26 protein-coding genes are annotated in these 17,029 nt (G+C 67.6%); 12 read left to right on the top strand and 14 right to left on the bottom strand.

Going from position 1 to position 17,029, the window contains the following annotated elements; genetic code table 11:
* Positions 1–55: 55 nt before the first annotated feature.
* A complete protein-coding gene (locus ASD43_RS04975) occupies positions 56–589 on the bottom strand; it encodes a hypothetical protein (protein WP_157550823.1) in 534 nt (177 codons plus the stop codon).
* Between the two features lie 51 nt (positions 590–640).
* Here ASD43_RS04975 and ASD43_RS04970 point away from each other — a divergent pair, with 51 nt between their 5' ends.
* Complete coding sequence (locus ASD43_RS04970) at positions 641–850, top strand: hypothetical protein (protein WP_056414357.1); 210 nt, start codon at positions 641–643, stop codon at positions 848–850.
* Between the two features lie 108 nt (positions 851–958).
* Here the strand turns inward: ASD43_RS04970 and ASD43_RS04965 are convergent, their stop codons facing one another.
* From ASD43_RS04965 to ASD43_RS04955, 3 genes are read right to left on the bottom strand one after another with little or no spacing between them, the layout of a single operon-like run.
* Complete coding sequence (locus tag ASD43_RS04965; protein WP_157550820.1) at positions 959–1,372, bottom strand: hypothetical protein; 414 nt, start codon at positions 1,370–1,372, stop codon at positions 959–961.
* 17 nt (positions 1,373–1,389) lie between these two features.
* Positions 1,390–2,262 carry a hypothetical protein gene (locus ASD43_RS17170; RefSeq protein WP_157550817.1) on the bottom strand — a complete coding sequence of 291 codons (873 nt, stop codon included), beginning with the start codon at positions 2,260–2,262 and terminating at the stop codon, positions 1,390–1,392.
* Positions 2,259–2,990 carry a hypothetical protein gene (locus tag ASD43_RS04955; protein ID WP_056414348.1) on the bottom strand — a complete coding sequence of 244 codons (732 nt, stop codon included), beginning with the start codon at positions 2,988–2,990 and terminating at the stop codon, positions 2,259–2,261. The genes ASD43_RS17170 and ASD43_RS04955 overlap by 4 nt, the downstream gene beginning before the upstream one ends.
* Before the next feature lie 64 nt (positions 2,991–3,054).
* On the opposite strand from ASD43_RS04955, the gene ASD43_RS04950 reads away from it, so the two are divergent.
* The 3 genes from ASD43_RS04950 to ASD43_RS04945 are packed head-to-tail and all read left to right on the top strand — an operon-like array spanning position 3,055 to position 3,858.
* Positions 3,055–3,336, top strand: a complete 282-nt coding sequence (locus ASD43_RS04950) for a DUF1883 domain-containing protein (RefSeq protein WP_056414345.1) — start codon at positions 3,055–3,057, stop codon at positions 3,334–3,336.
* Positions 3,337–3,349: 13 nt separating this feature from the next.
* Entirely contained in the window at positions 3,350–3,619 is a 270-nt protein-coding gene (locus tag ASD43_RS17685) for a DUF2599 domain-containing protein (protein WP_442922200.1), read from the top strand.
* 26 nt (positions 3,620–3,645) lie between these two features.
* Positions 3,646–3,858 (top strand): hypothetical protein, encoded by a 213-nt coding sequence (locus tag ASD43_RS04945; protein WP_056414340.1) that lies wholly within the window; start codon positions 3,646–3,648, stop codon positions 3,856–3,858.
* Between the two features lie 123 nt (positions 3,859–3,981).
* Here the strand turns inward: ASD43_RS04945 and ASD43_RS04940 are convergent, their stop codons facing one another.
* Both ASD43_RS04940 and ASD43_RS04935 read right to left on the bottom strand, forming a co-directional pair.
* A complete protein-coding gene (locus ASD43_RS04940; RefSeq protein ID WP_157550814.1) occupies positions 3,982–4,467 on the bottom strand; it encodes a hypothetical protein in 486 nt (161 codons plus the stop codon).
* On the bottom strand, positions 4,464–5,060 hold the full coding sequence (locus ASD43_RS04935) for an RNA polymerase sigma factor (RefSeq protein WP_056414331.1): 597 nt from the start codon (positions 5,058–5,060) through the stop codon (positions 4,464–4,466). The genes ASD43_RS04940 and ASD43_RS04935 overlap by 4 nt, the downstream gene beginning before the upstream one ends.
* Positions 5,061–5,246: 186 nt before the next feature.
* On the opposite strand from ASD43_RS04935, the gene ASD43_RS04930 reads away from it, so the two are divergent.
* Complete coding sequence (locus ASD43_RS04930) at positions 5,247–6,698, top strand: LCP family protein (RefSeq protein ID WP_082539264.1); 1,452 nt, start codon at positions 5,247–5,249, stop codon at positions 6,696–6,698.
* 49 nt (positions 6,699–6,747) lie between these two features.
* Here the strand turns inward: ASD43_RS04930 and ASD43_RS04925 are convergent, their stop codons facing one another.
* Complete coding sequence (locus tag ASD43_RS04925; protein ID WP_056414328.1) at positions 6,748–7,344, bottom strand: isochorismatase family protein; 597 nt, start codon at positions 7,342–7,344, stop codon at positions 6,748–6,750.
* A gap of 103 nt (positions 7,345–7,447) precedes the next feature.
* On the opposite strand from ASD43_RS04925, the gene ASD43_RS04920 reads away from it, so the two are divergent.
* The 3 genes from ASD43_RS04920 to ASD43_RS04910 all read left to right on the top strand — a co-directional run bounded on the left by ASD43_RS04920 (position 7,448) and on the right by ASD43_RS04910 (position 9,773).
* Positions 7,448–8,245 carry a siderophore-interacting protein gene (locus ASD43_RS04920; RefSeq protein WP_056414325.1) on the top strand — a complete coding sequence of 266 codons (798 nt, stop codon included), beginning with the start codon at positions 7,448–7,450 and terminating at the stop codon, positions 8,243–8,245.
* Positions 8,246–8,388: 143 nt separating this feature from the next.
* Entirely contained in the window at positions 8,389–9,387 is a 999-nt protein-coding gene (locus ASD43_RS04915) for a hypothetical protein (protein ID WP_056414322.1), read from the top strand.
* The gene (locus ASD43_RS04910; protein WP_056414319.1) at positions 9,384–9,773 is read left to right on the top strand and encodes a GntR family transcriptional regulator; all 390 of its coding nucleotides are present in this window, start codon (positions 9,384–9,386) and stop codon (positions 9,771–9,773) included. The genes ASD43_RS04915 and ASD43_RS04910 overlap by 4 nt, the downstream gene beginning before the upstream one ends.
* Before the next feature lie 27 nt (positions 9,774–9,800).
* Here ASD43_RS04910 and ASD43_RS04905 read toward each other — a convergent pair whose 3' ends face one another.
* The 3 genes from ASD43_RS04905 to ASD43_RS04895 form a co-directional block, all read right to left on the bottom strand.
* A complete protein-coding gene (locus tag ASD43_RS04905; protein ID WP_056414316.1) occupies positions 9,801–10,790 on the bottom strand; it encodes an aldo/keto reductase in 990 nt (329 codons plus the stop codon).
* Positions 10,791–10,887: 97 nt separating this feature from the next.
* Positions 10,888–11,301: a hypothetical protein gene (locus ASD43_RS04900; protein WP_157550811.1), complete on the bottom strand. Its 414-nt coding sequence runs from the start codon at positions 11,299–11,301 to the stop codon at positions 10,888–10,890.
* A 49-nt stretch (positions 11,302–11,350) separates the two neighbouring features.
* Positions 11,351–11,671, bottom strand: coding sequence for a DUF952 domain-containing protein (locus ASD43_RS04895; RefSeq protein ID WP_056414311.1), 321 nt, complete (start codon positions 11,669–11,671; stop codon positions 11,351–11,353).
* Between the two features lie 50 nt (positions 11,672–11,721).
* Between ASD43_RS04895 and ASD43_RS04890 the strand changes: the two genes are divergently transcribed.
* From ASD43_RS04890 to arr, 4 genes are all read left to right on the top strand, one after another.
* Positions 11,722–12,327, top strand: a complete 606-nt coding sequence (locus ASD43_RS04890) for a TetR/AcrR family transcriptional regulator C-terminal domain-containing protein (protein ID WP_056414308.1) — start codon at positions 11,722–11,724, stop codon at positions 12,325–12,327.
* Between the two features lie 77 nt (positions 12,328–12,404).
* Positions 12,405–12,641 (top strand): hypothetical protein, encoded by a 237-nt coding sequence (locus ASD43_RS04885; RefSeq protein ID WP_056414305.1) that lies wholly within the window; start codon positions 12,405–12,407, stop codon positions 12,639–12,641.
* Entirely contained in the window at positions 12,638–12,889 is a 252-nt protein-coding gene (locus ASD43_RS04880; RefSeq protein WP_056414302.1) for a hypothetical protein, read from the top strand. The genes ASD43_RS04885 and ASD43_RS04880 overlap by 4 nt, the downstream gene beginning before the upstream one ends.
* Positions 12,890–13,043: 154 nt before the next feature.
* A complete protein-coding gene (arr, locus tag ASD43_RS04875; RefSeq protein ID WP_056414300.1) occupies positions 13,044–13,454 on the top strand; it encodes an NAD(+)--rifampin ADP-ribosyltransferase in 411 nt (136 codons plus the stop codon).
* A gap of 1 nt (position 13,455) precedes the next feature.
* Here the strand turns inward: arr and ASD43_RS04870 are convergent, their stop codons facing one another.
* From ASD43_RS04870 to manD, 4 genes are all read right to left on the bottom strand, one after another.
* Complete coding sequence (locus ASD43_RS04870) at positions 13,456–14,067, bottom strand: Pr6Pr family membrane protein (protein WP_157550808.1); 612 nt, start codon at positions 14,065–14,067, stop codon at positions 13,456–13,458.
* Between the two features lie 137 nt (positions 14,068–14,204).
* The gene (locus tag ASD43_RS04865) at positions 14,205–15,158 is read right to left on the bottom strand and encodes a sugar kinase (protein ID WP_056419112.1); all 954 of its coding nucleotides are present in this window, start codon (positions 15,156–15,158) and stop codon (positions 14,205–14,207) included.
* A complete protein-coding gene (locus tag ASD43_RS04860; RefSeq protein WP_056414294.1) occupies positions 15,155–15,799 on the bottom strand; it encodes a bifunctional 4-hydroxy-2-oxoglutarate aldolase/2-dehydro-3-deoxy-phosphogluconate aldolase in 645 nt (214 codons plus the stop codon). Before ASD43_RS04860 ends, ASD43_RS04865 begins: the two co-directional genes overlap by 4 nt.
* Positions 15,789–17,015, bottom strand: a complete 1,227-nt coding sequence (gene manD / locus ASD43_RS04855) for a D-mannonate dehydratase ManD (protein ID WP_056414291.1) — start codon at positions 17,013–17,015, stop codon at positions 15,789–15,791. The genes ASD43_RS04860 and manD overlap by 11 nt, the downstream gene beginning before the upstream one ends.
* Positions 17,016–17,029 lie beyond the last annotated feature (14 nt).

Here is a 17,029-nt window from a genome sequence, read left to right as displayed (position 1 = left end):
CGTTGAGACGCTGATGCGGACGGCGGCGCGTGGAGTGGCGTGGCGACCGCTCCCGCTATTCCCGGTCGTGGATGAGCCCCGCGGCCCACAGGATCAGCAGTAAGGGGGCCCACAACAAACCCCACAGGAGGTTGGTCACTGTCCAGCCACATGCGGGCCAGAACGGTGCTGTGCCTTTCGGGCGCTCTGCCAGTCCACGGAATACGACGCCCACGATAAGTGCGCCGACGACAGCTCCCACCGGGACGCTGTAGGACGCGAGCGCAGCTACGACCCAGACAGAAGCGGTTGCCCGGCTCTCTGCCAGGGCCTCGTCGTGCTGATGCGAGAAAAGCGCCAAGAGCAAGATGCACACGAGGAGAACGAAGCCGAGCGCCGGCGGGTGAAGGTGCGTTGTGGCCCAGCTGTCGATGTCGCCGAGGACTTCCTTCAGCCAAGCCCAGGAGAGCCATGCAGCGGCGAACTGCAACGTTCCCAGTACGGACGTGCCGGAGAAGAGCGACGCTACGAGGGTGATTCCGAGGATCGACGCAAGGATCCGGAACGGTGCGTCCCAGCGGGCCTCGGTGAATGAGCGGAGGGTGTCCATCGCTAGTTGCCGCATAGGAGGGTCATCGAACCCTCGAACGGAGGCTGAGTTATGGGCGTACTGCTGTATGCGGCGGCATTAATCGTGCTGGGCATCTGGAATGCGGTCCTGTCCTCGTATCTGGTTCGACGCCGCGATGCCGCGAACGACTTTGGAGTCGTGGATATCATCGCTATGCGGCGCGACGTGATGCAGGCGACCGCGTGGACGGTGGGCGTGCGGGTGGTGCTCTTCATTCAATCGGTGTTCTTCCCGATGTAGGGAGCCACGCGACGGGCGCCGTCTCGAAGTCTGCAGCTGATGGGGCACGGTGCCCCGGCTGGCGTCATGCAGGTGGAGATCGAGCTTCCGTGGATCGCGTTCGGGCGCTTAGTCTTCCCAGAGCGTGAGTCGGCGCGCATCGGTGCGGACGAGGCGGAGATCCTGGTCACCGTCGAGGTACCCGATGATGACATCTTCGACGTCGTCGTCGAGATCGTTCGCCGGTGGCGTGGAGGGCGCTAGCTCCATGACGATGGCAGGGGAAAGGTAGGCCGGGTACGGCCGATTCCGCATGAACGTCTTCCACTGCACGATATCGCCGGGAGCGAGCGGCTCAGCGTCCTTCTCATAGAACGAGGCGAACGCCTGATGCAAGTCCGTGAGGTACTCGTCCCGCTGGACGTACTCACGGTAGCGGGAGCGTTTACGCTCTTCCTCGCGCCGGAACATCGTATAGAGCTCGGAGACTTCCGCGGGAGGTCCGCCGCCGTCGGCGTTCAAGGTGTTCTCGTCACTGTTCACGTCGGCCTGTTGCTCACTCATGCGGGGACGTCGCTTTCAATGGACGGGATGGGATGCGCGGTGTTGTCGACAGTCCATGTTTGCAGTGACCGCATCGATTTCAGGAGCCAGAGTGCCGAGTCAGAGGTGCTGTTCACGACGGAGTGTGACACGAACTGACTGATGTAGTTCAGCATTTCGGACGGTGGCAGGAGAGGCCGTGACGTCGGGAGCGGATCAGCGTACGCCGCCGCACGCTCGCCCAGCCGGCTGGTCTCGAGTTCGTCGCGTCGTCGGTTGAGGGCCCGGGTGAACGCGTCTTCGGAGTCCACGAGGCCGAAGACGTACACCGTCTCGCTGCGGACGTGGTCTACGGAGTAGGTATCTCGACGTGCGTCAAAGTACAGTGCGCGGGTGAGTTGATACTCCAGGTCGGGCTCCAGCGGCAGCGCGGAATACAAGTCGTGGAGCAGTGGCGCGTCGCCGAGGAAAATCTCGGCGTGGTCGAAGAGCGCGACGTGGAGGCTTCGTTCCAGGCCAATGCGCAGGCGGTACACGAGGTCTGCAAAATCGCGTCGATGGCCGAGCCCGGTGCGAAAGCCCCGACGGCCCGTAGGCCATGCCCCGATGCGAAGTGAATCGCTTCCGACCCAGCTGCAGTCCTTGACGCCGGTGACGAAGCCCGCTCCAGCGACCCAGACGGTGGCGCCGACGTTGATGGAACGGTGGCCAGGCACCGTGTGAATCACCGCATGCGGGCTTTCGACGACGGGGACGAGGTCATCGAGCGTCCAGTCAAGGCCCGGCGCGACGAAGTCTTCGCCGTCGCGACGGACTACCGGTGCGGCTTCGAACAGTTGCCCGGCGGACCCTGTGAGGTCTCCGACGAAACCTACTAACGCGAGTGTCATGACCCTCCCATCCGTTCACACAGAACATCTTGAGCTGCTTTCACAGGGCTGACGTCCTCCTGAATCAGGCTGCCCGCCCATCTCATGTACGCGGCGCGCTCGTCGGCGCGGAGGATGCTGTTCTGCCGGAGGTACTCGAAGTACTGGCGGCGGCGACCGCTGCTCAACAGCACGCGGAATGGGTGAATCTCCCCGTCGGTGTAACGAGTGGCGGGGAATCGCCCCTCCCAGGTCCAGGAGAAGTCCGTGTTCTGGGAAAGGTCGATCTCCTCGACGAGATGCATGGTGGGAACTCCGGCGCGGACATACTCCTCAGCGGCGCCGAACGATGCGTCGACCCAGCGGTCGTAGTCCGCGAGGTAGCCGTCGTCATGCCACGACCATTTCTCGATGAGTTCTACACGCTGCGCCGCATCCAGTTCGGGGGCGGTGACCACTTTGCCGTGGATGAGGCCGCCCGTGTCGAACGGCGTCACGAACCAGGCCACGTCCTCCGGGTGGGGGTGTTCGAACAGCGTGATGGACGACGAGTAATAGGGGTGCGGGCGCCCGACGAAGAAGTACGCCTGATGACCCCAACGCATCGCGTCCTCCGCCACGGCGGTGTTGGGCTGCGCAGGGATGCGGTCGAATTGCGATGTCAGCCGGTAATGCAACACAAGCTGCCAGTCCATCGGGGATTCATCCGAGGACAACAGCATGCCCTGCACCCACGCTCCCTGCACCATACTGCCTCCTTCTCTCACCATAGCGGCGTGCAGCCCATAGACTGCGAGCGAGGAGGAGGTCCGCATGCCTGCAGGAACATTCCAGCGTTACGACTTGGGCACGGTCAACGCAGGGTCCGAGGTGTCCGTCACCCTCTCCACGGGCGCGAACGTGCGTCTCATGACCAGTACCGAGTTCCAGAACTACCGCGCCGGCAGAGCCCACCGGTACTACGGCGGCCTCGCCCGGCGGAGCCCGCTCAAGATAGCGGTTCCGCACACAGACCACTGGTACGTGACCGTCGACTTGAACGGGCTGGCCGCCCGCACGGTGACAACCAGCGTCCAGGTGAATCGGGCCTCCTGACGGTGGCGTCGCCGTGACTCCCTGCGTGAGGCGTCTACGGGGCGAGGGCGTGTTGGATCGGGTTGCCGTCAATGTCCACGCGCCGGCGTGCTCGCAACGTGGGTCGGTCGACGACCACGCTGACTTCAGCCTCCAGGTGGCTGACGATGCGTCGCATGTTCGATACCGCCAGCAGTACGATTGTCACACCGTCTACGCCGCAGGCAAGAACCCCTGGAACCTCGAGCGGTGGCGTGGAACCAACGACTGGTGGGGTATCAACCCCCAGCTATGTAACTGGTGATTCACATGAAGAGAAACAATCGATTCGTGATCTGGGGACTGCTCGCGGTCGGCATAGTCTTGTTGATCGCCTGGGTTTTCGGTGTGATTGCGTACGGATATGAGGTTGACGCCTCCGCTGGTATCGGGACGCTTCGAACCCAGGACATCGCGCTCGGTGCGGGAAGCGCTCTGTGCCTCGTCGTGGCCATCATCCTCGCCGTGACGTCGCGGCGCCGAGCCCGTCGACACCACGTCTGACTCAGGAGTGACGGAGGTCGTGCCCGAATGTCGGGCACGACCTCCATCCTCGGTAGCACTGCGGAAGACAGAGGTCATGTTGCTGGGCGTCAGTGCCCCGCGGTGACGACGCGACCGCTGCGGCTAGCTCTCGAACGGATGAAGCCTGAGCACCGAGCATTCGATGACCCCCGGCACGACCGCGGCCTCGCCATCGTCGGTGACGCACGTCGTGAACTCTTCGGGCGCAACTCCAGGTACTGGGGTCGCCGACAGCGGGTCGTTGTCTTCGAAGGCACCGCCCTCCCACATCTGGATGCACATCGCTTCCGCATCCGCGATCGCGACGACGCCGTCCGGGGTGGCAACGCTCGCCGATGCACCCGACAGCGTCCCGTCGGAGTTTCGGTACGGGCCTTCGAGGCAATGAACGATGGTCGTCTCAGTCACGGGGCGCTCGTCGAGCAGTACGACGCCGGCAACGCCGGCGCCGGCGACCGCCAGGACGCCGCCCGCGATGGACAGACGACCCCAGATGGTCGTCCACCACTTCGGGCGCGACAGATCGCGGCGCATCTGCTCGACGAGGAGGTCCTGCACTTCCCGGTGGTGAGGCATCCGCTCACTCATGCGTTCGCCTCCTCTGCCGTCGGCGAATACTCATGGAGTTCCCCGCGCACCCGATTCTTCACTCGAGACAGCCGAGACGTGACGGCCCCCTCGGGCATTCCCAGAACGACCGCGGCTTCGGCGACCGGGAGCTCATGGATGACGCAGAGGACGAGGACGCTTGCTTCGCGCGGGTTAAGACGAAGAAGCTCTTGACGGACACTCTCTGAGATCCCCATGGAGTCCATCGCCCGGGCGACCTCATCCGCGTGATCTGCAACGTCGCCGTCGTGCAGAACGCGCCGAAGTAGACGGTGATATCGCCGCCGGGCCCGCAAGCCGTTCTTGGCGATGACGGATGTGGTGGCCAGCAACCAGGGCAGCACGGAGCCGTCGATGACCCGAACCTTGTCGCGCTTGCGCCACAGTTCGAAGAAGGCCGTCGCCGCGACCTCCTCCGCATCCCGGCTGGTGGGCATGAGCACGAGCGACAGGCGGAAGACCGGCATCTGGTGCCGGTCGTGCAGCCAACGGTAAGCCGGTTCGTCGCCGCGGGACAGCCGGTAGAGGAGCTCGCCGTCAGTGGGCGGGTCGAGCGTGAGCCCCTCCGACACGATTTCACCTCACACGTCACGGTCGATGTCCAGACCTCCGTCAAGTCTAGGCGTCGGTTTTCGGGTGCAGGTCGCTACCGCCACCGCCGCTGGCACCGCTGAACCCGCCTCGGAAAACCCCGCACAGGACCTGTGAATGCGGCGGGCCGCTTTGAGATCCGGCCCCGGTCATGATGGTGTGATCCAGTGCGACCGCCTGCTTCCTCCCAGAACGATCCCCGGAACGACCCCTCGCAGGGCGATCTCCCGACCGACACCGCCGCCGTTCCGGCAGCTCGACCGCGTCGGCGTCGCGGACGTCTGATCGGCGCCATCAGTGCGCTGGTCGTCGTGGCCGTGGTCGCTGTGGGGGCCGTCGTCTACGCCCAGCTGCAGGGGAACATCACGACCGCCCCGCTGCGCTCCGACCCCGACACGTCGACGGGTGAGCCGCAGCTGGCAGAGGGCGACCTCAACATCCTGCTGCTCGGATCCGACTCCCGGGCGCTCGCGTCCGACGGGTTCGGTGAAGACGACGGCAGCGAACGCAGCGACGCCATGGTGCTGGCTCACGTCTCGAACGACAGCACCCGGATCGATGCGGTGCAGCTCCCTCGCGACACCGTCGTCGACCTGCCCGCATGCGACGACACCGGACGTGGCTCGTACGAGGGTGGATACGGGATGCTGAACTCCGCGCTGGAGTACGGACCGGCGTGCTCGGTCGCGGCGGTCGAGCAGCTCACCGGCGTCACGATCGATCACTTCGTGCAGATGGACTTCGAAGGGTTCATCGGCGTGGTCGACGCGATGGGCGGCATCGACGTGTGCCTCCCCGAGCCGCTGCAGGATGGTCACGCACGCCTCGACCTGCCCGCCGGTGCGCAGTCGGTCAACGGCGAACAGGCGCTCGCGTTGGCCCGCACGCGGCACGCGCTCGCCGAGGAGAGCGATATCGCCCGCCTCGGTCACCAGCAGATGGTCCTCTCGGCGATCGTGCAGAAGGCGACCAAGTCCGACGTGCTCGTGCGCCCCGACCGCCTCTACGCCTTCCTCGACGCGGTGACCTCTTCGATGACGGTCGACCCAGGGCTCGGTGGGTTGACCGATCTCGCGGGTCTTGCGGCCAGGGTGGCGAATGTGCCGATGAGCAGCGTCACCTTCGTGACGATGCCCACGGTCCCGGCGCCCGAGGATCCGAATCGCGTCGTGCCGACGGCGGATGCCGATGTGATCTTCCGCGCGCTCGTCGATGATGCGCCGCTTGTGCTCACCACCGACGAGGTCGCGCCCGACACGACGGTGCGCACCGCCCCGGTGCAGATCCTCAACGGTGCCGGCGTCGCGGGTCTCGCGTCTCGTGTGTCGGAGGATGCCACGGCCTACGGCTACGCGGTGTCAGGGCTCGCGAACGCCGACGCCACGGACCTCACGGTGATCACGGCCGCAGACACCCCCGACGCACAGCAGACCGCTGTGGCGCTGGCCGCGGAGCTCGGACTCGCCGTGACAGTGCAGACGGGGGACGTCGACGGCGTGCAGCTGTTACTGGGAGCCGACTACACCGAGCTGACCTCCCAGCCCCGGGCGACACCGCCCCCGTCGCGGCCCGTCGACGCGGTGAGTCGCAGCGCCGACACCGATCTGTGCGTCGGATAGCGCAGGCGCTCGAACTCGCGTCGTCTTCTCAGCGAGGCAGGTCGTCTTCTCAGCGACCCAGGTCATCGACGGTCGCGACGACGGTGGCGTAGAGATCGGCGATGCCCGCGAGGGCCGCGCGGTGCAGCTGCTCGGCGGGCACGTCGCCGGCGACCGACGGAAGGCTTCGGGTGGCGGTCGCCGCGGCGACGACCGTGGGCCGGTTGCCGCGCAGGAACGCGCCTTCGGTGGTGTAGTTCACGCACATGTGGGTCATGAATCCGGCGATCACGACATCCTCGTGACCCGCGGCGTCTACGAGGTCGCCGAGCTCGGTGCCGACGAAGGAGTTCGGCGCCTTCTTGACGACGACGGCCTCGCCGTCGATGGGGGCGACGCGCTCATGGATCGCCCCGATGTCGTCGCGGATGTCGTACGCCGAGCCCGCGCCGCCGTCGTGCTGCACATGGATGACCGTCGCACCTGCCGTGCGGGCACGGGCGAGCAGGTCGGCCGCGGCGTCGAGCGCGGCATCCCACCCCTCGAGCTCCATCTCGCCGCGGGTGTATGTGTTCTGGAAGTCGACGAGGACGACGGTCGATGCCGCGAGAGCCGCGGGCCGATCGACGGTGCCGCCGAGGGCGCGCAGAGTGGCAGAGGTGGTCATCCTCGAAGTATGCGCGGGGTGTCCGACACCGTCAACATGGCCCCGCCACCGCGGGGAGAGGGCAGACTTAGGGGAGCCTTAGTTTCATGATCCAGGAGATGCCATGCCGGAACAGCCCCGACGTACGCCCAGCCAGGCGGTCCTCGCCGTCGAGAAGGTCGAGCAGGTCAGCCCTGAACTGGTGAGGATCACGGCCGGGGGCGACGGGTACGCGGACTTCACCGACAACGTCTACACCGACAAGTACGTCAAGATCCTGTTCGCCGATCCGCGACACGGGCTCACCCCGCCGTACGACCTCGCGCAGCTGCGCGCGCAAAGTCCGGAGAAGCTGCCCACGCCCCGCACGTACACGATCCGCTCGTCCGACCCCGAGCAGCGACGTCTCGTCATCGACTTCGTCGTGCACGGCGACGAGGGGATCGCGGGTCCGTGGGCTCGGCAGGCGAAGCCGGGCGACACGATCGTCGTCAGTGGCGCCGGTGGCGGCTACCGGCCCGACCCCGAGTCGCCCTGGCACCTGCTCGTCGGCGACCACACGGCACTTCCGGCGATCTCGTCGGCGATCGAGGCGATGCCGGCGGATGCGGGCGGGCACGTCGTCCTGACGGTGGCGGATCCCGCGGACCGCATCCTTCCCGACGTCCCGTCCGGTGTGACTCTGCGGTGGACCGAGACCGACGACGAGCTGCTTGCGGTGCTCGCCGACCTGCCCTGGGCCGAGGGGCACCCGGGTGTCTTCGCGCACGGTGAGCGCGGCACGATCAAGCAGGTCAGGGCTCTGCTGAAGCAGCACGACGTGCCGCGAGAGCGGCTGTCGATCTCGGCGTACTGGGCCCGAGGCCGCGCAGAAGACCAGTTCCAGGCAGAGAAGCGCGAGCCCATCGGCCAGATCGAGTAGGCGGTCTGGACGCGCCTCACGTGTGACTCCGTCGATCTTGTACTCCAAGTGTGGTACAAGTTGTGTTAGGCATATGACACAAAGACGAGGTGGGGACGATGCTTCCGAGAAATCCTGGGTGGACCGTCGGTGATGCATTGGCGGTGTTCTTCTCCATTCCGGTCACCTCGCTCGTGATCGCCCTCTTCCTGGCGCTGGTCTGCGAGGTGTGGGCGTCCAGGGCCGCGTACGGGCGAGACACCGTCGTTCCGATCTCTGCGCAGAGCATCCGGTCGTTGCGAGCGAAGTACCGTTCCGCCCATGCATTGCTCGCGGCGGTCGGAATCATGATCATTGTCTGGTTCGTGGGGGAGGTCGTGGTCCGCGGGTACCTCGTGGTCGTCCCGGAAGAGCTCTCCTGGGTGAGGTTCGTGGCCCCGATCACCGGCGCCACTCTCGGGCTCGGTATCGTCCTTCTGCAGATCGTCGTCAGCGGCTCGGAGGCGCCGGAGGAACCGGGGACCCTCGTGCCGCGGCGCACGTGGGCGAGCTTCAGCCATCCGCGCGATCTCATCGGCGCGGTGTGCGTCGCGCTCGTCCTTCTGACGACGACCATCGCCGCCGGGATGGCCGCATCCGCGGATCGGTGGGGGGTCTCCAACAGCGTCGAGCTGCCCGTTCCGAACCTCGCGATGGTCGATCCGATCAGGCTCCCGTTCTTCGGCTGGGTCTATGGCATTCCCGTTCTCGTCAGTGCGGGCATCCTGCTCCTCGTCGTGGCGGCGCTGCTGCAGAAGAACGCCAGCCGGTCCTTCATTCGTCCTGAGACCGTCATGGCCGAACGGATCGCCCGTCGACAGGTGGCTACGGGAGGCGTACGCATCGCGACGGCGGCACTCCTCCTGGCGCTCGCCGCATCGTGGAGGGTGATCGCCGGAGCGGGCTCGGTGTCGAGTCTCGAGATCAGCGGCGAGAACGACGGCAGACCGTACGAGGTGATCTGGCGATTTGCAGAGTTCGCCACGGCGGCCGGATGGGGTGCACCGATCGCGGAGGTCGTGGCCTTGACGCTGCTTCTTCTCGTCGTCATCCGGTACTCCCGCGACGTCGCGTGGCGTCGGCTCTCCCACGATCGAGCACTGCAGTACGAGGCTGCCCGATGAAGAAGGAGGCCGTGGTGCTGACGACGACGGACAGCAACCCGGCGTCCGACATCCATCGACAGCTTCGCGGCCTCATCGTCTCGGGCCAGCTGGGCGCGAACGAGCGCTTGCCGACCGTTCGACAGGCAGCGAGTGACCTGGGGGTGGCCCCGGGAACGGTGGCGAAGGCGTACAAGCTCCTCGAGCAGGAGGGCCTCGTGGTCAGTCGGACGGCGGCAGGCACGAGGGTCGCCGAGTCGGCTGCCCTGCTGCCTGCGGCGGTCATGCGGCGTATCCGCGACCTCGTCGACGAGGCTGCCTCGACGGGATCGAGTGTCGACGATGTGGTGAATGTGCTGCGCGTGGTCTGGCCGGAGACCTCCGGATCTCCGCAGGGCGGCGCCTGACCTGCAGGGGTCCGGTCTGGCCGCGGCTCAGAACCCTTCGGGTTCGCGCGGCGTGTACGCGGACTGGAGAACCTCGAGTTCGGAGTCTTCGAGCCGGATGCCGGCGGAGGCGACGGCGTCGTCGATGTGCGACGCCTTCGTCGCACCGACGATGGGTGCGGTCACCGCGGACTGCTGCGCGACCCACGCGAGCGCGATCTGCGCACGGGAGACCCCTCGCTCCTCGGCGACGTGAGCGACGGCCTCGACGATGGCTCGATTCGACTCCTCTTCACGGCGGTAGAGCGTCGCACCGAAGGCATCCGTCGCCGTGCGCGCCGTCTTCTCGTCCCAGTCGCGCGTGAGCCTGCCTCGCGCCAGGGGTGACCACGGCAGTACACCGACCCCGGAGTCGAGGCAGAACGGATGCATCTCCCGCTCCTCCTCGCGCTGCAGCAGGTTGTACTGGTCCTGCATCGAGACGAATCGCGTCCAGCCGTTCTGCTGCGCGGTGTGCTGGGCCTTCGCGAACTGCCACGCCCACATCGACGACGCTCCGATGTATCGGGCCTTGCCCGAGCGGACGACGTCGTTCAGCGCCTCCATCGTCTCTTCGATCGGCGTCTGGGAATCCCAGCGATGGATCTGGTAGAGGTCGACGTGGTCGGTGCCGAGGCGTCTCAGACTCGCGTCGATGCCCGACAGGATGTGTGCCCTGCTGAGTCCGGCCTGGTTGGCACCGGGTCCCATGCGGCCATGCACCTTGGTGGCGATGACGATCTCGTCGCGGCGCGCGAAGTCGGCCAGCGCCCGTCCGACGAACTCCTCGCTCGTGCCGTCGGAATACACGTCGGCGGTGTCGAACGTGGTGATCCCGGCCTCCAGCGCCTGCTGGATCAGGGGCCTGCTGGTCTCCTCATCGAGCGACCACCCGTGTGCGCCCCGATCCGGTGCGCCGAAGCTCATGCATCCGAGCACCACTTTCGAGATCCGCAGGCCGGAGCCGCCGAGCCTCACGCTGTCTGCCGTGTCGAGCATCTGAGATCTCCCTCGAGTTCGTGGTGTCGGATCGATGCTCTCACGGTGTGCAGCGGTCGGGCGCGAAACGAGGGGCGGAGCCCGGGGGTCGCGTGTGTCAGAGGAAGACCCGGAGGTACTCGCCGATCTTCTCGCCGCTCTGCTCGGGGCTGACCTCGACGCTGAGCCGAGCTCGGACGCCGTCGGTGCCGACCTCGATCGGCATCGCCCCGCATCCCATCATCGGCCCATGGTCGATGCCGTCGATCACCAGGCAGATGCTGCCGAGACCCGTCTGCTCGCGCGCCTCGACCACGTAATAGGTGTGCCCTTCGGAGTCCCTGCCGAGCAGGCGCGCCGTATCCGGGACCACGCTGTCGCGCTGGTCGGCGCCGACGGAGGCGGGCAGGGGCGCGGACTCGCCGCTGGCGAGCACGTCGACGGTCGGGGCGTTCATGCAGCCCGAGAGAAGCGTGATCGCGCCGAGGGCGAGAACGCCGCACATCGACGGGCGGAGAGGAGAACGGTTCATGCGCACACGGTAGACGACCGGTGCGACTCCCGCAGTGCCGACAGGCGGGTCAGCGCGAGAGAGGAGTCTCGGAGGCCACGACCTCAGCCGTCATGGGCACTGCGCCGAGGATGCGCGGGAATCCGTCGACCCACTCGACGGCGATCCCCTCGGCGGCCAGCCCCTCGGGGCGGATCGCGATGTCGAGGAGCGGGAGCGCGAGGTCGCTGAAGCGGGCGGCGATCACCTCGTCGAGCCGATCTGCGGTGGCGGCGTGGATGAATCCGGCGTCGTCGAGATGCACGCCCCGGGTCGACACGACGTACTCGCCGAACCCTCGGCTCATCTCCCAGTCGTCCTGGATGGCGATGTGGTGGATCAGATCGGACATGACAGCTCCTTAATGAAACGGCTTCGTAGCATTAATGGTAGAGTATGCCCATGACGGGAAAGCGCGGGCGGCCCTCCGCGGCAGAGGCGGGTGCCAGGGATGAGCGCGTCATCGACGTCGTCGTCGCCGTGTTGACCGGGGAGGGGCTCGAGGCGTTGACCCTCGACCGCGTCTCCGCCGACGCTCACGTCGCCAAGCGCACGCTGTACACGGTGTTCGGCGACCGGGCAGGGCTCGTGCGCGCGGCGGTCCGCCGACAGCACGCCTACCTCGGGGATGCCGGAGACGGGGCGGCCGACCTGCGATCGGCAGCCCGCGGCATCCTTCGTCATCTGCTCGGGGACGAGGCGATCGGGGTGCACCGTGCGATCACCGGTGCCGCCGCCCTGCATCCGCTTCTCGCCCGCGAGTTCTACGAGGAAGGGCCGGCGCGGGCCCAGGGGTTCCTCGCCGCGCACCTCCCCGCAGACGCGCCGGTCTCGCCCGCGCTGCTCTTCACCGCTCTTCTCGGTGAGCCGCATCGACGTCGACTGCTGGGCCTCGCCGGGCCGTTCTCCGTCAGCGAGATCGACGCGCAGGTCGACGAGGTGCTCCGGGCGTTCGGCCTGGGCTCCTCCGATCCGGCGCGTCAAGGGCAGGAATCCTCCTCGTCCTGACCGCGCCTGTCAACCGCCCTGCGCTCGCCGCGGTCTCTCCCCGATCATGGAGATCCGACCACACGAGGAGGGCCACCATGTCGAACATCGATGCTTTCGCCAACAGCTTCCCGCCGGAGATGCCCGGGATTCCCCCCGTCGACGACTTCCGCGACGGCACGTTCCCGACGGACACCGCGCAGCCCCAGACCCAGGAAGACGATCCCCTCGACGCGGAGATCGGAGAGAACGGCCAGGGCGATCTCGCGCCCGAGGACGAGGGGGCTCCGCACAGCGGGGACGCCCCGACCGACCTGCGGGACGGCACCGAGTGAGCGACGGCCACGAAGGCACGGCCCCTGCCGGGGGAGCCGCGCCCTCGGAGGAGGGCATCGCCGCGCTCATCGAGGAGCGCGACGGCGACGACCCCGGACAGGTGACGGATACCCCCGCAGGAGGAGCAGGCGCGGACTCGGGCGGGTCCGGCGCGGTACGCGTCGATCCGTCGTCGAAGGCATCCGTGGCTGACGAGTCGGTGCACAATGACGAACCCGGCGTGGGTACCCGTCGCTCGGAGGACTGACGGCGGAGAGAACCGCGCGTCGGGAGGAGAACCGCGCGTCGGGAGGAGCGGAGGCGAGATCCCCTCCTCCCCACACGCAGTTCTCCTCCCGCAGCGCGCGCGCCCCGCGCGAGGCGGCCTTCCGCAGCGCGCGGAGCAGTCGTAGGCTTCTGCGGTGAGTGACGCACGGGACGACGGCCCCTTCTTCCACGGCACCAAGGCCGACCTGAGACCGGGAGACCTGTTGACGGCGGGATTCCACTCGAACTATCGCCCTGAGATCGTGATGAACCACATCTACTTCACGGCCGTGGCCGACGGCGCTGGCCTTGCTGCGGAGCTCGCGCCCGGCGACCGCGAGCCGCGTGTCTACGAGGTCGAGGTGACCGGGGAGTTCGAGAACGACCCGAACGTGACCGACAAGAAGTTCCCGGGCAACCCGACCCGGTCATACCGCAGCACGGCATCGCTGCGAGTGATCCGCGAGGTGCACGACTGGACGCGCCTGACACCGGAGGCTCTCGCCGCGTGGCGGGAGCGGCTCGCCGCCATCCGCGACGATGAGCGCGGCGAGATCATCAACTGAGTCAGCGGCGGGGAATGCGCCGTGCGAGGGCGGCGAGGGTGCGATCGATCACGACGAACACCAGGCCGACGACGATGAGCGCCAGGGTCAGTGCCACGATCCACTGGGCGACGCCGCCGACTCCGAGGACGTCGACGTCCATGAACGGGTAGGGGTACTTCTGGCCGGGTGTGAACTCCCCGCCGAGAGCTCCGTAGACGAAGGCCCAGACGAGGTAGGCGTAGGGGATGAGCGTCCACAGCAGCGGATCGACCCACCGGAACGCGCCCTTGGGGACGAAGATCAGCCAGTCCACGATCACCAGCAGCGGCGTGATGATGTGGATGAGGTTGTCGGTCAGCGAGAAGACGTCGGAGTCGCCGTCGGCGAATCTCGCCGGCACCAGGACGACCAGGTAGATGAGCATCGTGACGGTGATCGCCATCATCACCGCTCCGCTTGCTCGCGGACTCGGCGTCGAGGTGCCGGATGCCCCCGCCTCACGCAGATCGCGGGCCGTGCGCACGACGAGCAGAGCCACCCAGACGAGGCAGAGCAGGTTGCTGACCATCGTGTAGAACAGCAGCGTCGTCCCGTTCGGGGCTCCGGTCAGCACGTCGGAATGCCGGACCACGCCGGTGACGATGACCGCGAGCGCGATGATCCGATAGACGAGCGCGACCGGTCGGGAGTTCAGTGCGGCGTGAGCGAACAGCGGGGTGCGGGGGGATTCGGCGACCCGAGTTCCGGATGCCGCCGCGGGTGCGACGTTCAGCGTCGCACCGGGTCGGCGTCGCCGTCGAGGAAGCGCTCGAGGTCGCGCAGCGACGGCGCGGCCTCCCAGTCGCCGGGCACGAGGCAGGCCATCGCGCCGCACGCGTTCGCTCGCTGCAGAGTCTGCTCGACGTCGAGGCCGTCGAGCAGACCGCTCAGGTAGCCCGCGACGAAGGCATCTCCTGCACCGACCGTGTCGATCGGATCGATCGAGAAGCCGGGTGCATCGACCACCGAGCCGTCGGTGAGGACCGACGCGCCCTCCGCGCCGCGCTTGAGCACGACCGTCGCGCATCCCGCGGAACGGAGCCGCGCTGCCGCCCCGTCGGCCGACAGCCCCGGGTAGAGGATCGCGAACTCCTCGGCGCCTCCGAACACGATGTCGGCGCGCTCGGCGATCTCACGCAGCACCGGACCGGCCGTCTCGGCCGATGCCAGCGCAGAACGGTAGTTGATGTCGAACGTGACGGTGGCCCCCGCATCACGCGCATGATCGATGGCTGAGTGCAGCGCTGCACGCGCGGTGTCGGACAGCAGCGCGGTGATGCCGGTGAGGTGCAGCAGCGAGGCGGCGGCAATCCACCCGTCGGGCAGGTCGTCGGGGTGCAGTCGGGATCCGGCCGACCCCGCACGGTAGTACTGCACGGCCGTCGACGATGCAGACGGTCGCTCCTTCACCATCAGCCCGGTCGGGGCTCCGGCATCGGCGATGACGCGCGCGTCGACGCCCTCGGCCCTGATGTCCCGCGCGACGCGCTCACCGAGGGAGTCGTCGCCCACCCGTCCGAGCCACGACACGGCGACACCCAGGCGGGCGAGGCCGATCGCCACGTTGCTCTCCGCGCCTCCGATGCCGAGCGCCATCGCGTGAGCATGCCGCAGCGAACCGATCTCGGTCGTGCGCATGAGCGCCATGGTCTCGCCCAGAGTGACCACGGAGGGCGAGGTCATCGAGCGCACACCTCGACGAAGGCCTGGGTCCGGTCGCGCAGCGCGGTGAGGTCGCCGCCCGAGAAGGCGTCGCCGAGCAGGGGGCCGCCGACGCTCACCGCGACCGCACCGGCCGCGAGCCACGCGGAGGCGCCGTCGAGGTCGACGCCGCCCGACGGCACGGTCACCAGGTCGGGGAACGGGCCGCGAAGGTCCTTCAGGTATGCCGGACCGACCTGTCCTGCGGGGAAGATCTTGACCGCCGATGCACCGGCCGACCACGACGCGAACAGCTCGGTCGGGGTGAGGCCGCCGGGGACGATGGGCACACCCGCATCCGTGGCCTGCTGCACGAACGCTGTCGAGGTGATCGGAGTGACCAGGTAGTGGGCACCGGCGTCGACTGCGCGACCGAGGTCGGCCGACGACGTGACGGTGCCGATGCCGAGGTCTGCCACCTCGCCGAACTGCGCGAGCAGGCGGGGGAAGTGGTCGAACGTGCCGGGCGTGGTGAGCGTCAGCTCGACACTGCGGATGCCGGCATCGACCAGCACCTCGAGAACGGCGTCGTAGTCCTCCGCCCGCTTCGCACGGGCGACGACGATCAGACGGGAGTCGACCGAGCGGGGCGGGAGCGCGATGCGGGGGGTGTCACCAGTCATGTACGGTCCCGTCGAGAAGTCGGTTCACCGGCAGATACGCCTTGGTGTATTCGTGAGCGGCTGCGGCCTCTTCGTCGAGCTCCACACCCAGACCCGGAAGGTCACCGGGGTACAGGAATCCCTCGTCGAAGGTGAACGAGGTCTGGAAGACCTCGAGGGTCTTCTCATTGTGGGGCATGTACTCCTGGATGCCGAAATTGTGGATCGCCAGGTCGAGGTGCAGCGCGGCGGCCATGCCGACCGGGGAGATGTCGGTGGGTCCGTGGATGCCGGACTTGATGCCGTAGATCGCGGCGAAGTCGAGCAGCTTCTTCATGGCGGTGATGCCACCGGTGTGCGTGACGGCCGAGCGCACGTAGTCGATCAGTCGCTCGGTGATCAGCGTCTGGTAGTCGTACACCGAGTTGAAGACCTCGCCGATCGCGAGGGGTGTCGTGGAGTGCTGGCGCACCAGACGCAGCGCGGTCTGGTCCTCGCCGGGGGTGCAGTCCTCGAGCCAGAAGAGGTCGTAGGGTTCGATGTCCTTCGCGAAGCGCGCGGCCTCGATGGGCGACATCCGGTGATGTCCGTCGTGCAGGATGCGCAGATCGGTGCCGAACTCCTCGCGGATCTGGGCGAAGATCCCGGGCATGTGGCTGAGGTAGTTGCGGGTGTCCCAGGTCTCCTCGGCGGGGCGCGCACCCGAGCGCTTGGCCGGCTCGTAGTCGTAGCGCACGCCGGGTCCGGCGTTCGAGACGCCGTAGATCTGACCGAGACCCGGCACGCCGGTCTGCACGCGCACCGCGGTGTAGCCGAGCTCCTTGTAGCCGGTGATCGCGTTGGAGAGCGCCGCATAGTCGGTGCCCGAGGCGTGGGCGTACACCCGCACGCCCTCCCGGCTGGCGCCGCCGAGCAGCTGGTACAGCGGCATCCCGGCCTTCTTGGCCTTGATGTCCCACAGCGCCATGTCGACCGCGGCGATCGCCGCCATGGTCACAGGGCCGCGACGCCAGTACGGTCCGCGGTAGAGGTACTGCCAGGTGTCTTCGATCCTGTCCTCGTCGCGGCCGACGAGCATCGACGCGACGTGCTCCGACAGGTAGGCGGCGACCGCGAGCTCGCGGCCGTTCAGCGTGGCGTCACCGAGGCCGGTGATGCCGTCGGAGGTCGTGATCTTCAGCGTCACGAAGTTGCGGCCGGGGCTGGTGATGGTGACGTCGACGAGCTCGATGGTCATTGCGGGGGTTCCTC

The sequence above is a fragment of the Microbacterium sp. Root553 genome (assembly GCF_001426995.1).
GTDB lineage: Bacteria > Actinomycetota > Actinomycetes > Actinomycetales > Microbacteriaceae > Microbacterium.
Note: the sequence above shows the minus strand (reverse complement) of the source record. Positions and strands in the feature narration are given on the sequence as shown.

Excerpts from the sequence above, each read along its gene's own strand:
- ASD43_RS04975 (WP_157550823.1), bottom strand. The coding sequence starts at position 589 with ATGGACACCCTCCGCTCATTCACCGAGGCCCGCTGGGACGCACCGTTC.
- ASD43_RS04970 (WP_056414357.1), top strand. The coding sequence starts at position 641 with ATGGGCGTACTGCTGTATGCGGCGGCATTAATCGTGCTGGGCATCTGG.
- ASD43_RS17170 (WP_157550817.1), bottom strand. The coding sequence starts at position 2,262 with ATGACACTCGCGTTAGTAGGTTTCGTCGGAGACCTCACAGGGTCCGCC.
- ASD43_RS04955 (WP_056414348.1), bottom strand. The coding sequence starts at position 2,990 with ATGGTGCAGGGAGCGTGGGTGCAGGGCATGCTGTTGTCCTCGGATGAA.
- ASD43_RS04950 (WP_056414345.1), top strand. The coding sequence starts at position 3,055 with ATGCCTGCAGGAACATTCCAGCGTTACGACTTGGGCACGGTCAACGCA.
- ASD43_RS04940 (WP_157550814.1), bottom strand. The coding sequence starts at position 4,467 with ATGAGTGAGCGGATGCCTCACCACCGGGAAGTGCAGGACCTCCTCGTC.
- ASD43_RS04925 (WP_056414328.1), bottom strand. The coding sequence starts at position 7,344 with ATGACCACCTCTGCCACTCTGCGCGCCCTCGGCGGCACCGTCGATCGG.
- ASD43_RS04920 (WP_056414325.1), top strand. The coding sequence starts at position 7,448 with ATGCCGGAACAGCCCCGACGTACGCCCAGCCAGGCGGTCCTCGCCGTC.
- ASD43_RS04910 (WP_056414319.1), top strand. The coding sequence starts at position 9,384 with ATGAAGAAGGAGGCCGTGGTGCTGACGACGACGGACAGCAACCCGGCG.
- ASD43_RS04905 (WP_056414316.1), bottom strand. The coding sequence starts at position 10,790 with ATGCTCGACACGGCAGACAGCGTGAGGCTCGGCGGCTCCGGCCTGCGG.
- ASD43_RS04900 (WP_157550811.1), bottom strand. The coding sequence starts at position 11,301 with ATGAACCGTTCTCCTCTCCGCCCGTCGATGTGCGGCGTTCTCGCCCTC.
- ASD43_RS04895 (WP_056414311.1), bottom strand. The coding sequence starts at position 11,671 with ATGTCCGATCTGATCCACCACATCGCCATCCAGGACGACTGGGAGATG.
- ASD43_RS04890 (WP_056414308.1), top strand. The coding sequence starts at position 11,722 with ATGACGGGAAAGCGCGGGCGGCCCTCCGCGGCAGAGGCGGGTGCCAGG.
- ASD43_RS04885 (WP_056414305.1), top strand. The coding sequence starts at position 12,405 with ATGTCGAACATCGATGCTTTCGCCAACAGCTTCCCGCCGGAGATGCCC.
- ASD43_RS04865 (WP_056419112.1), bottom strand. The coding sequence starts at position 15,158 with ATGACCTCGCCCTCCGTGGTCACTCTGGGCGAGACCATGGCGCTCATG.
- ASD43_RS04860 (WP_056414294.1), bottom strand. The coding sequence starts at position 15,799 with ATGACTGGTGACACCCCCCGCATCGCGCTCCCGCCCCGCTCGGTCGAC.
- manD (WP_056414291.1), bottom strand. The coding sequence starts at position 17,015 with ATGACCATCGAGCTCGTCGACGTCACCATCACCAGCCCCGGCCGCAAC.